The organism is Clostridioides sp. GD02367, assembly GCF_045900275.1.
GTDB lineage: Bacteria > Bacillota > Clostridia > Peptostreptococcales > Peptostreptococcaceae > Clostridioides > Clostridioides difficile_A.
The window spans coordinates 219369-232572 of sequence record NZ_JBJODK010000003.1 but is presented as its reverse complement, the minus strand read 5'-3'; the positions used below and the strand labels follow the sequence as shown (position 1 = coordinate 232572).

Sequence of the window (13204 nt, the reverse complement as noted above, 5' to 3'; positions counted from 1 at the left end):
AAGAACTAAAAAATTATAACATATAAAACTTTCATAGATAAATAACAATATTAGTAAAAATATTAAAACACTATATAAAATTCACAAATATTAAGAATAATGAAACACTTGAAATTACTTATATCAAGAAAAATTTATATAATATAAATTGGTCAAATATGTTATAATATTAAATTGTGACAAGTTCATGGAGGTGTTTATATGAAAAAACAAAAGTCGCCAATTTTACTTGAGATGTTTGGTCTATTTTTTGGTTGTATATCAATGAGTATTGGTATAAATATGTTTTTAAAACCACATACAATTGCTCCAGGGGGGCTTAGTGGTCTATCATTAGTATTAAACAAGGTTACAGGACTTCCAGTATCAGCCATCATGTTAATTATAGGTATACCATTAGTAATACTTGCTTTTAGAATTATGGGAACAAAAAATTCATTAAAAACGTTATTTGGTACAATCGTGTTTTCTGCTATAGTCCAATTAACAGACCCATTATCAAAATTAAGATTTACTGATGACTTACTATTATCTGCTATTGCAGGTGGAATATTAGTTGGTATTGGTTTAGGAATAATGTTTAAGTCAGATGCTTCTACTGGGGGAACAGATTTAATTGCACTCATACTTAGTAAAAAATTCCCAGGAATAAAAGCTACAAAATTCATGTCGTGTTTAGATGGAATGGTTGTTATATCTTCTGGTATAGTAAATCGTAGTTTAGAAACTGCTCTTTACTCTGGTATAGCACTTTGTATATTAATAAAAATAGCAGACATGATAATAGAAGGATTTGACCATTCAAAAGCATTTTTTATTATTTCTGATGAGCCAGAAAATTTAAGAAAAGCTATAACTGAAGAACTTGATAGAGGTCTTACTATTCTAGATGGTAAGGGTGGATATACTAGAGAAAATAAAGAGGTCTTATTAGTTGTAGTTTCTAAAAAACAAGAGCTTTATCTAAAGAGATTGGTTAAAAGAACTGACCCTACTGCATTTGTTATAGTTACAGATGTACATGAAGTTCTTGGAGAAGGATTTAAAAAATTAGAAAATTAATTATAAAGTTAATACTTTAATTAATTTTGCTTAATAAGAAGTTTATATAAAAGGGCATGAGTCTAAAAGTCTCATGCCCTTTTTGTTTAAACTTTATTAGTATATTAAATACTTATATCTATTATTTTCTCAATTCATATTGATAACAAGGAACATTTTTTACAATACTACCAGCATGAATTTTCTTAATATGTTTTCCCATACATTTAAATCCTAGCAAATCTAATGATTTTGTAGAATTCTGATTTTCTTCATATGTTATAGCAATGATTTTATTTAAGTTTAATTCTCTAAACCCATACTGTATTACTCTTTTAGTTATCTCAGTAGCAAAATCATGCCCCCAATAGTTTGGGTTGATACATATACCTATTTCTGCTTCCAATGCTTTGGGATTTATATTATTAAACCCCATATTTCCAATAACTTTATTGTCTTTTTTATATACTATAGCAAAATGACCAATCTTTCCTTTTTTATAAGGATTTAGAAAAAAAGATTTTATAAACTTTCTTGTGTCTTCTAAAGATTTGTGTTCACTAAATGGTAAATGCTTTACTACTACTTTATTTTTATAACAATCAAAAAAATCTTCAACATCCTCTAAGGATGCAGGTCTTAGTATACAGTTTCTAGTTTCTAAGGTTTTCATTTGAGGATATCCAGAATCAGACATTTCTAATCCCCCTTTATACATTAATCTAAATATACTGTTCATATTTAAAATACGATATTAATTATATAAATGTTCTCAAATTAACCTTATTTCTATTTTTAATAAAAACTAGCTTATTATATGAATCTTTCAAACGTACAAACTTGTATCCACTTTGTATATCAACACACTTGTTATATACATTCTAAATTACATATTATTTGAAATCATACTTAAAAATTCTTTCGTTGCTAAAGACAAGGAGATATCCTTTAAATGACAGTACCCTATACTTCTCTTAGGTATTGGCTCTTTTATATCCAATTTAAATAATTTTTCGCTTTCCAAATAATCTATACTGAATTCTTCTATAACACAAGATACGCCAAGATTTATGTACGCAAATTCTAAAAGTAATTCATGAGAACCCAATTCTATATCTGGGTTTAGTTTTATACCTTTTGATAAAAAATATTCATTTACATACAACCTTGAATTTGCTTTATTTTCCAACATTATCAAAGGCAATGTATTTAATTCTTCTAAGGATATTTTTTTACCTTTATATTCTATGTAATCATCTGCACATACAAATATATCATGTATTTCAATACACTCAACAATATTTAGTGAATCATCTTCTATTGGCATATTTATAATTGCTATATCTATATTTCCATCTTTAAGTAGGGATATAAGTTCTCTACTCGTTCTATTTATTGTAGATACATGTATATGTGGATACTTCTTATGAAAGATTTCTAAATACTTTAATAAGAAAAAACGTGCAGCAGTATCTCCTACTCCTATTTTTAAAGAACCATATTCTAATTTTTTAAATTTATTTATTCTATCTTCTCCAGATGCTATTAGCTTTAATGCAGTAGTTACATGTTCACTTAAAATCTTTCCCTCTGGTGTTAATTTTACACCTTTATTATTTCTATAAAACAGTATAGTGTTCAATTGTTCTTCTAATTGTTTTATTGACTGGCTTACAGCTGGCTGTGACATAAATAATTCTTTGGCAGCAAGAGAAAAACTCTTATTACTTGCAACTGCATTAAAAATCCTATATAGTTCAAGTTTTATATTCATATATAATTACTCCTTATGTCAAATATTAGTATTATTTATTTTACTTATAATCATATTTGAATTATAATATACATGGTACTAATATGACAATATTAATTCTTTAGGAGGATTTTGAATAATGAATAGATTAGTTGGGACTGTTTCAAGAGGGGTTAGAGCGCCTATCATAAGACAAGGAGATGACTTAGTCAAAATAGTTGTTGATTCTGTTTTAAATGCGTCAAAAAGTGAAAACTTTGAAGTTAGAGACAAAGATGTAATTGCAGTTACAGAAGCTGTTGTAGCTAGAGCACAAGGAAATTATGCTCATGTTGATAATATTGCGGCAGATGTAAAAGATAAATTTGGAGATGATACTGTTGGTGTTATATTCCCAATTTTAAGTAGAAACCGTTTTGCAATATGTTTAAAAGGAATTGCAAAAGGATGTAGAAAAGTTGTATTAATGTTAAGCTACCCTTCTGATGAAGTTGGAAACCATTTAATAAGTATTGATGAACTTGATGATAAAGGAATAAATCCTTGGTCAGATGTTTTAACAGAGGAAAAATATAGAGAGTTATTTGGATATAACAAACATACATTTACTGGCGTAGATTATGTTGATTATTATAAGAATTTAATTAAAGATTGTGGTGCAGAAGTAGAAATTATATTTGCCAATAATCCAAAAACTATTCTTGACTACACAACAAGTATTTTAACTTGTGATATACATACAAGACAAAGAACAAAGAGAATTTTAAAGCAAAATGGTGCTAAGAAAGTGTATTCTCTTGATGATATAATGACATCAAGTGTAGATGGTAGTGGGTATAATGACCAATACGGACTTTTAGGTTCAAACAAAGCTACAGAAGAAACAGTAAAATTATTCCCTATAAATTGTGATGAGGTTGTAAACAAAATTCAAGGTGACATAAAAGAAATCACAGGTAAAAATGTAGAAGTAATGGTTTATGGAGATGGAGCTTTTAAAGACCCTGTAGGGAAAATATGGGAGTTAGCTGACCCAGTAGTATCTCCTGCTTATACAAAAGGTTTAGAAGGAACTCCAAATGAAGTGAAATTAAAATATTTAGCAGATAATGATTTTGCTGACTTATCTGGTGATGAATTAAAAGAAGCTATTTCTAAATACATAGTTGAAAAAGATAATAAATCTGATGATTTAACAGGAAATATGGTTTCTCAAGGTACTACTCCAAGAAGATTAACAGACCTTATAGGTTCTTTAGCAGATTTAACATCTGGAAGTGGAGATAAAGGTACTCCTATTATTTACATACAAGGATACTTTGACAATTATACAAAATAATTTTTTTAAAGAGGATTTTATTTCTCTATATTAAATTTAAAATTTATTAAAACCTCTTAATTGATACATTTTACTATGTATCAATTAAGAGGTTTATTTAATGACTCTAGAAATGACTAACTCTAAGGCATTTTTAGATTATATAAACATTCTTATTTAGATTTATACAATTCTAGCTCTTGCTTATTTCTGATATAATATCATTTTTTAAAATTTGCTTTACTGGAATAATAACTGCAACGATGCTGATAATAATATTTAAAACAATCATGCCTATATAGAGAGGTGCATTTACTTCAAAGATTGGATTTATATATAAATATATGCGTTTTACCATAAAATAAATCATAAATTGTCCAATAATACTTCCAATTATCATTATAATACTTGCATATAATCCATATAAGAAACCTTCTCTCATCATCATAAGTAAAAACCTATTATCCGTAATACCCATAGCTCTTAAAATCCCAAATTCATGTCTTCTTGAAAAAACTAAGTAACTTACTGTATTGATAATATGAAACAGACTTATTGCTAGAAGTACAAATACAATACCATATATAAATAAAAGTTTTTGATTTAAATAGGTATTATTTTTTTCAATAGCTATGGTATAGTCTGTTACTATACATCTCTTTATATTATTTACAACACTTTTTATATTTTCAGACAACTCTACGCTATTACTTTCTTTTGTCTTTTTTATACTTACTGAATTGTAATTTTCAATATTAAAGTTATTCTTCATTTGTTCATTTGTCATAACTATATCCATACCATAGTCGCCAATAAAATATATGTTATTAGCCATTACACGTTTTACAGTAGCAGCAACTACAAATTCTTTTGTTACATAATCATCCTTATTTTCTTCTTTAAATTTAACAATTTCACCTGTTGGTTTCATTGTTTTTGGTACTTTAACCTTTATTGTATTTCCTGGTTTTATATCCACTGCATCATACATACCAGTCCCATCCATAGGTAATCTAACTATAACTTTATTATTTTTGACCATATCATCATGATTAACTTTTCCATCTATGACATAAGAATTTAGCCCTTCTAACATTCCATTGTTATATCCATATATATTGGTTTTTAAAAGGTATCCACCTTCACTTTGTTTTGTACAAATACCATTAAAAAAATTCTTTATTCTATAATCTTTCTCAAGAGGTTTAAAGAAGTCTTTCCAAAATAATTGTTTTTCTTTAATTTTTATAGCTCCAAACAAATACTTTACTGGATAAACTCGTGATAATCCCTCAACCTCATTGAGTCTTGAAATTTTACCTTTAGGTATACCTATATCAAAATCGGTTGTTTGCATAGTTACTTGGTAGTCAGAATTTAAACCATCATCAGCTTTCATTGTAAGTTCATTATTATTTTTAGTAAGCTGTATAGAGTAACTGGAACATAGGAAAATAATCCCACCAAGTGACAATGAAAATAAAATACCCACAAACATTCCCTTTTTTTGAGTCATGTATTTATGAGATAGTACCTTTGTCATATTAGAATGTCTTACACTTTCTAAAGTCCTTTTTTGCTTATTAGTGACCTTAAAATTTTTCATGGATTCTATACTAGAATATTTATTTAATTGATGCACAACACGCACAGTAATTAAAATTAACAGTAATAAAATAAATAAGAATCCCAAATAAATAGATTTTTCGCTTATAAAAAATGCTCCTGGAGTAATATCACTGCTCAAAAATATATGTGGAAATCGTTCATATATTGTAGATGCTACTCCAATACCCAATATACAACCTATAGGAAATCCAATAATAAAAAGTAAAAATAACTCTAAAAATAGTAAGAATAAGAGTTGTTTATTATTGGCACCTAATACTTCTAAAACTCCATATTGTGATATTCTCTGAAGTATTGAAACGTGGAAAATACTATATACTGCTGCTGTGCCAAATACTCCAACAAGTAAGATAATTGCATTTGTATTTAGCTCTAGATTTTTTAAGAACTCAAATATATTATATTTTTCTATGCCTTTTGGAGGCTTTACTCCAAATTCAATTGATAAGTGCCAATTTACACGAGCGTTTTCTTTTGATATATTGAATTTTTTTATAAATTTAGAGTTTTGCTTATTTATATTTTTATTTTCATCATACTTTACATAAACTAAATAAGAATTATTTTCTTTAGGTTGTGAATAATCATTTACAAATCCTTGCATATCAGTTTTGGGATTTGTAAGATTTGATAAAATACCACATAATTTATAAGTTTTACCATCTAATTTAATTGTCGTTCCAATCTCTTTTTTTACATTTAAATTATTTAGTGAATATGTGTCAAAAGCTATCTCTCCATCTTTACTAGGAAGACTTCCTTGCAATAATTTTCTACCTGTCATATCTAGGTATGATGAATCTGCATTTAAAAATTCTATAATAAAAGGTTCATCTATATGAGATTTAGCATTTGTAACTCCAAGTTTATCTATAGTGTATTTTTTTGATTTTTTATTTTCTTTAATTTTTTTTAGTTGTTTCTCGTTTACTTTATAGTAAAAATGATAATTTCCACTATCTTCCCTTATTTTTTCGATTGCACTTTTATTTGCACTATGAACTAGAGAACCAATTCCTGTCAAGAGTGCTACTGATAATACTATGCTTAAAAATATAGATATAGATTGTTTTTTATAATGTTTAATATATTGAATTGCAAACTTTATCAAAGACATCATAGTACTCCACCACCATTATTTACTACAATTCCATCTTCAATATGTATAATTGAATCACATACTTGTGCTATATTTTCATTATGTGTTACCATCAGTATCGTTTGATGAAATTTTGCACTACTTTCTTTTAATAAACATACTACTTCCATTGTGGTTTTACTATCAAGATTTCCAGTTGGTTCATCTGCTAATATAAGTGCAGGTTTATTTGCTAAAGCCCTAGCAATTGCTACTCTTTGTTGCTGTCCACCAGAAAGCTCATTTGGAAACTTTAGACGCTTATCCCAAATCCCCAATGTATTCATCAACATTTCAATATATTCATGGTCTACATTATTTCCTCTATCTAATGTAACAGGAAGAGTTATATTATCATAAGTGTTCAGTACTGGTATTAAACTGTAGTTTTGAAATATAAACCCTATATTTCTTCTTCTAAATACTGTTAAATCTTTTTTTCCTATTTTAGATATATTCTTTCCTTTAATTATTACATCACCTGATGTTGGATTATCTAATCCACCTATAATGTTTAATAATGTGCTTTTACCAGAACCAGAAGTTCCAACTATAGCAGTAAACGTAGCTCGTTCAATTTCTATACTTACTCCATTTAAAGCTTTGACTTTAGTCTCATCTTTTCCATAGTGTTTTACTAAATTATTCGTCATTAATATACTCATTTAATTTCTCCTTTCAGTACAGATATATGTTCTTATAAGATATTGTAAATGACGATAATTACACTCATCCTACAAAGTTAATTTAAACTCTTACAGTTTTGTAAGAAGATACTAAAACAACTTCCATTTCCTAACTTAGATTCTACTATAATATTCCCATTTTCTTTTTCTAAAATTAACCTTGCAAGATATAGACCAATCCCTGTTCCATTTTGATTTTCTACATTCTTGCTTCTATAAAACCTTTTAAAAATATCATTTAACTCTTTACTATCAATGCCTATTCCTTCATCTTTAATAGTGATTTTAGTATACAATTCCATTTTTATTATAGAGACAGTAATTACACTATTTGATGGTGAGTATTTTATTGCATTTTCTAATACATTTACAATTGCTTCTATAGTCCATTTTTTATTATGGACTAGCTTTACATCTGAAAATGGTTCTAGACTTATCCTTATATTTTTAGCCTCTGCTTTATTAAAAACAGTACTAATACTTTGCAGAATAGTATCTTTTATTAACAGTTCCTCTACCTCAAAATTAATGACTCCATCTTCTAATTTAGTCATCTTAAATAGAGATTGTAATAACCAATCAATCTTAAAGGTTTCATTTTTCATCTTTTGTAAAAACTCCTTTTTCTGTGATGTAGAAATATTCATATTCTCCAGAAGTTCGCAATAAATAGTTATATTTGAAAGTGGAGTTTTTAATTGATGTGACATATTTGAGATTAAACTTTTAATTGCTTCTTTTTCTAATTTTGACTGTTCTACTTCTATTTCTATCATATCTTTAACTTTTTTTACTTGGTGAGAAATTTTTGATAATCTTGTATCTTTAGTATCTGAATAAGTAATTTCTTTACCTTCCAATATTTGATTTAACATTAAGCTCAATTCATCATATCTATTTTGATTTTTTTTAGTGATTATGATACATATAGCTACTATACATATCATAAAAGCTAATACCATCATCTTATTCTACCTCGTTCCATAGATACCCCATTCCATAAGCTGTTTTTATATATTTTGGATTAGATGGATTATCTTCTACTTTTATTCTAAGTCTTCTTATATTTACAGATACAATATTCTCATCAACATAATTTTCTTCACTATCCCAAATATGATGTAAAATTTGTTCCTTTAATAATATCTGACCTTTATTTTCAATTAGGTAACTTAGAAGCTTATATTCTACAGAGCTAAGTTCTAAACATTCTTCATTTTTATATACTCTAAGTAAGTTTTGGTCCAATTTTATTCCATTAGAATATATTACTTTATTATTTAATTTTTTTCTTATTGCTACTTTAACCCTTGCCTTTAATACAGATAAAGAGAATGGCTTTGTAATGTAATCATCAAGTCCTATTTCTAATCCTTTTACCTCATCAATTTCTGAATCTCTTGCAGTAAGCATTATAATTGGTGTATCTGACTTTTCTCTTATTAACTTACACACATCAAATCCATTTCCATCTGGGAGATTACAGTCCAAAATTATAAGGTCTATATTTTTATTATTAAATACATGCAATCCTTCTTGTACTGTGTAAGCCTTAAATACATTAAATCCATCACTTTCAAACGCATAAAAAAGGCCTTCGTTTAAGTTTATATCATCCTCAATAATTAATAAGTTCAATTTTACACTCCTTTAAATTTTAATTATTTTTGTCTTGTTATAGTTTTAATATACATTTATTTCACTAAAAAGACTGTAATTAAATTTGTTTTTCAAATCTAGTTACAGTCTTATATCTTGTACTTACTCTTCATTCTTAGAATATGCCTCATAAAATATTTTGATTGAATCTAAATTATCATCAGTTATAATAGGTACGCCACTTGCACTTAAAAACTCAGATAAAAATTCAATACGCTTGAAATATTTTTCTGTACTATCTCTAAATAATATTGGGTCTAGCCAAATATTAATTAAAATTATGAATACTTCAGATACTTCATCTGGATAATCTGTTTTAAAAATACCTTCTTCTACGCCTTGCTTTATTAGACAAGATAATAAAGGAGTTATTTCAATAGTAGATGCTCGTATATTCTTTATAAAAAAAGTTGGTTTTTTTTGACTGCACATATAATCAATCAATTTTTTTCTTATTTCTGAACTAGATATATATAAAATAAATTCAGATATTTTTTCTCTAACAGTTAACTTAGGATTGTTTAATAATGACTTTAGATTTTCAACTTCTACTCTTAAACTATTTAATACTATCTCTTCAAATAGCATTTCCTTGTCTTTAAAATGATAATACACAGCCTCTTTAGATATATCAAGAGTATCAACGATTTGTTGCATAGTTACATCATCATAATCTTGCTCTTCAAATATTTTCCATGCGACTTCTAGTATCTGATTTTTTATTTTATCAGAGTATTTATTTCTTGACATATAAATTCACTTCTTTCTTTATTAGTTTATACTAATCATTAGTACATTAATTATAATAAGATTCTTTACAATATGTCAACACACTCCATTTAAAGACAACAAAACGTATTTGCTCCTAATTTTTTTAATATTAATATAATTTCCTTATAAAAATATTATAATTAATTATGTAGTTATACATTTCTCAATTTAACTACACTTAAATTGAAAATACAACGTTGTTCTTATATAATTAAATTATACAACAATAATGATATATTTTTTAAGTATATTTTTACTAGGGGGAATAGAGATGAAAAGGGTTGATGAAAGAAATACTATGTTTGCAAGGGCAAATTATAAAAAGGATAGTACTGCTTATAATGACTATTATAAGCAAAATCCTGAGAAAAAAGAAATTGATGATAGTATAAGAAGCAGACCAAACTTATGTAGCGAAGGAACAATGACTTACAACAAAGTAAACTCTCCAATGGCAAGTAGTGCATTTGATTTTTTATCTGATATAAAGTCCTTATGTGAAGGAAACGTTTCTGACACAAAAGTAGATGTAGATGCAAAATCAATGACAAAAAAAATAAAAGGTTTTGCAAAGCAATATGGTGCTTCTGTAGTTGGTATAACTAAATTAAAAGACTATCATATTTATACAAATAGGGGAAGACATGAAGAAAATTATGGAGAAGAAGTTAATCTGACTCACAAGTATGCTATTGTATTTGGATGTGAAATGGATAAAGAAATGATAAATAGAGCACCAATGATATGTGAAGTTATAGAAACATCAAAGTGTTATGTAGATGCTTCTATTGTTGGAATGATTTTAAGTTACTACATAAGAAACTTAGGATATGATGCCAGAAATCATATGGATGCTAACTATTTAGTAATGCCTGTTTTTATAGCTCGTGATGCTGGTCTGGGCGATATAGGAAGAAATGCTATTCTTACAAATAAAGATTATGGTTCTAGACTTAGATTAGGTGTTGTTACTACAGATATTCCACTTTTAGAAGATGAATATGTTGATTTTGGATTAGAAGATTTTTGCAAGGTCTGTAAAAAATGTTCTTTTAACTGTCCTTCTCACTCACTTTCTAATGATATTAAGATTAGTGATGATGGAAAGTATAATTGGGTAATTGAACATGAAACATGTTATATTAAATGGAGATATTTAGGTACAGATTGTGGTATGTGTATATCTGCTTGCCCATTCAGCCAAAATCTTGAAACTATAAAAAATACCACTTCTTTTAAGGGTAATAATGAACTTATTGAAAAAGCTTTAGATGAGTATACTTCAAAATTTGGTAAAAGAATATTTGTACCTGGCAACCCTTCTTGGTTAAAATAGTTCTACTTAGTCAAGAGTCTGTCCTATGATGAATTATAGGACAGATTTTTTATTAAATACATAGATTATAAAGGATTTTTTCTTGATTATAACAATTCAGCAATATTTTAAATTTATAATTGACCTTATAAAATGTCAAACATAAAGGGAGTATATATATGGAAAAGATATTGATTGTGGAAGATGATACTATATTAAATAAAACTCTGTCATATAACCTAACAGAAGATGGATATTTGATTACTTCAAAATTTACAGCTATTTCTGCATTAAAGTCTATTATGGAGTATAAATTCGACTTAATCATTTTAGATGTTAATTTACCAGATAAGAGTGGATTTGAATTATGTAAAGAAATTAAGATGAATTGTGATATACCAATAATTTTTTTAACAGCTAATGATATGGAATACGATATGATTAAAGGTTATGAGCTTGGAGCTTTAGATTATATAACAAAACCCTTTAATATAAATGTATTTAAGCAGAAAGTAAAAGCTCTTTTAAATCATATTACAATAAAAACAAAACAAGATTGCTATGATGATGGATATCTTGAAATTAACTTTTCTGAGCTATCAGCCAACATAAATGGAAATCAAATTATATTTACTCCATTAGAATTTCGTACATTGAAGCTATTTACTGAAAATCCTAAAAACATATTAACAAGAAAAATACTTTTAGAAAAACTCTGGGATATAGATGCTAACTTTGTAGATGAACATACCTTAACATCTGTTATAAGTAGAATTAGAAGTAAGATTGAAAAGGATAATTTTCAATATATTAAAACAGTATATGGTATGGGGTATATGTGGTTGGGTGAAAGAAATGAAATTTAAAAAATTTTCTTTTAGCTCTATTTATTTAACAATTGCCATTGGTCTAATTTTTACAGCCATTCTATTTAATATAGTAATTTATGTAATAACTGATGATATAAAACTAGTTGTATTATTATTAATATATACAGTAATACTTTGTGGATTTATGGCCCTAATAGTATTTTTACTTCATAAAAAAATAACTATGTTTTGTTCTGAAATATGTCATACTTTAGATAGTATGATGAATAGTGAAGACAATATTGAAATTGTATTAGAAGAAGAAACTATTTTATCACGTATCAATCATAGATTAGTTAGAATGTATGAAGTTATTCAAGAAAATCGTCATAATGTTGCTATGGAAAAAGCTAACTTACAAGAATTAGTTTCTGATATATCTCACCAAATTAAAACTCCTATTGCAAATTTAAAGATGATTAATACTACTCTACTCAATCAAAAATTTAAAACAGAAATTCAAAATGAGTTTTTGATGGATATGGAAGGTCAATTAGATAAATTAGATTTTTTGATGCAGTCTATGGTGAAAACATCTAGATTAGAAACAGGTATAATCACACTATCTAAAAAGAAAACTTTAATTTATGAAACAATTGCTATAGCACTTAGTGGAATTTTATTTGATGCTGAAAAAAAGAACATTGAAGTTACAGTCGATTGTGACCCTAATTTATATATAGTTCATGATAAAAAATGGACTTCTGAAGCTATTTTTAATATATTGGATAATGCAGTAAAATACACGAATGCTAATGGGAAAATACATGTATCTACAGAATGTTGGGTTATGTACACCAAAATAGATATCACTGATAATGGAAAAGGAATATCAGAAAGTCATCAAGCAGAAATATTTAAAAGATTCTATCGTGAGGAAGATGTACATGATATAGATGGTATTGGAATAGGTCTATATCTTTCAAGAAAAATTATATCTCTTCAAGGTGGATACATTAAAGTTACATCAGATATTGGAAAAGGGGCTACATTTTCTATATTCTTACCAAATAAATAGCTCTTTA

General features: G+C 26.9%; 12 protein-coding genes. 5 read left to right on the top strand and 7 right to left on the bottom strand.

The features are described 5' to 3' along the window. Nucleotides 1-201: 201 nt before the first annotated feature. Nucleotides 202-1062 carry a YitT family protein gene (locus Q3223_RS05335; RefSeq protein WP_054270379.1) on the top strand — a complete coding sequence of 287 codons (861 nt, stop codon included), beginning with the start codon at nt 202-204 and terminating at the stop codon, nt 1060-1062. A gap of 121 nt (nt 1063-1183) precedes the next feature. Here the strand turns inward: Q3223_RS05335 and Q3223_RS05330 are convergent, their stop codons facing one another. After that, nucleotides 1184-1738: a GNAT family N-acetyltransferase gene (locus Q3223_RS05330; RefSeq protein WP_054270380.1), complete on the bottom strand. Its 555-nt coding sequence runs from the start codon at nt 1736-1738 to the stop codon at nt 1184-1186. Between the two features lie 189 nt (nt 1739-1927). Continuing rightward, complete coding sequence (locus Q3223_RS05325) at nt 1928-2815, bottom strand: LysR family transcriptional regulator (protein ID WP_231300850.1); 888 nt, start codon at nt 2813-2815, stop codon at nt 1928-1930. Nucleotides 2816-2933: 118 nt separating this feature from the next. Here Q3223_RS05325 and Q3223_RS05320 point away from each other — a divergent pair, with 118 nt between their 5' ends. After that, entirely contained in the window at nt 2934-4133 is a 1200-nt protein-coding gene (locus Q3223_RS05320; protein ID WP_167640351.1) for a coenzyme F420-0:L-glutamate ligase, read from the top strand. A gap of 172 nt (nt 4134-4305) precedes the next feature. Here Q3223_RS05320 and Q3223_RS05315 read toward each other — a convergent pair whose 3' ends face one another. The 5 genes from Q3223_RS05315 to Q3223_RS05295 form a co-directional block, all read right to left on the bottom strand. Next, complete coding sequence (locus Q3223_RS05315) at nt 4306-6861, bottom strand: FtsX-like permease family protein (protein ID WP_407811736.1); 2556 nt, start codon at nt 6859-6861, stop codon at nt 4306-4308. Beyond that, nucleotides 6858-7544: an ABC transporter ATP-binding protein gene (locus Q3223_RS05310; RefSeq protein ID WP_054270384.1), complete on the bottom strand. Its 687-nt coding sequence runs from the start codon at nt 7542-7544 to the stop codon at nt 6858-6860. Before Q3223_RS05310 ends, Q3223_RS05315 begins: the two co-directional genes overlap by 4 nt. Nucleotides 7545-7621: 77 nt before the next feature. Continuing rightward, complete coding sequence (locus Q3223_RS05305; protein WP_054270385.1) at nt 7622-8530, bottom strand: sensor histidine kinase KdpD; 909 nt, start codon at nt 8528-8530, stop codon at nt 7622-7624. 1 nt (nt 8531) lies between these two features. After that, nucleotides 8532-9203, bottom strand: coding sequence for a response regulator transcription factor (locus tag Q3223_RS05300; protein ID WP_054270386.1), 672 nt, complete (start codon nt 9201-9203; stop codon nt 8532-8534). 123 nt (nt 9204-9326) lie between these two features. Beyond that, nucleotides 9327-9974 carry a TetR/AcrR family transcriptional regulator gene (locus Q3223_RS05295; protein ID WP_074178190.1) on the bottom strand — a complete coding sequence of 216 codons (648 nt, stop codon included), beginning with the start codon at nt 9972-9974 and terminating at the stop codon, nt 9327-9329. Between the two features lie 292 nt (nt 9975-10266). Here Q3223_RS05295 and Q3223_RS05290 point away from each other — a divergent pair, with 292 nt between their 5' ends. The 3 genes from Q3223_RS05290 to Q3223_RS05280 all read left to right on the top strand — a co-directional run bounded on the left by Q3223_RS05290 (nt 10267) and on the right by Q3223_RS05280 (nt 13197). After that, nucleotides 10267-11331 carry a 4Fe-4S dicluster domain-containing protein gene (locus Q3223_RS05290; RefSeq protein WP_054270388.1) on the top strand — a complete coding sequence of 355 codons (1065 nt, stop codon included), beginning with the start codon at nt 10267-10269 and terminating at the stop codon, nt 11329-11331. Between the two features lie 158 nt (nt 11332-11489). Then, complete coding sequence (locus Q3223_RS05285; RefSeq protein ID WP_407811735.1) at nt 11490-12176, top strand: response regulator transcription factor; 687 nt, start codon at nt 11490-11492, stop codon at nt 12174-12176. Further along, nucleotides 12166-13197, top strand: coding sequence for a sensor histidine kinase (locus Q3223_RS05280; protein WP_407811734.1), 1032 nt, complete (start codon nt 12166-12168; stop codon nt 13195-13197). The genes Q3223_RS05285 and Q3223_RS05280 overlap by 11 nt, the downstream gene beginning before the upstream one ends. The last annotated feature ends 7 nt before the right edge of the window (nt 13198-13204 follow it).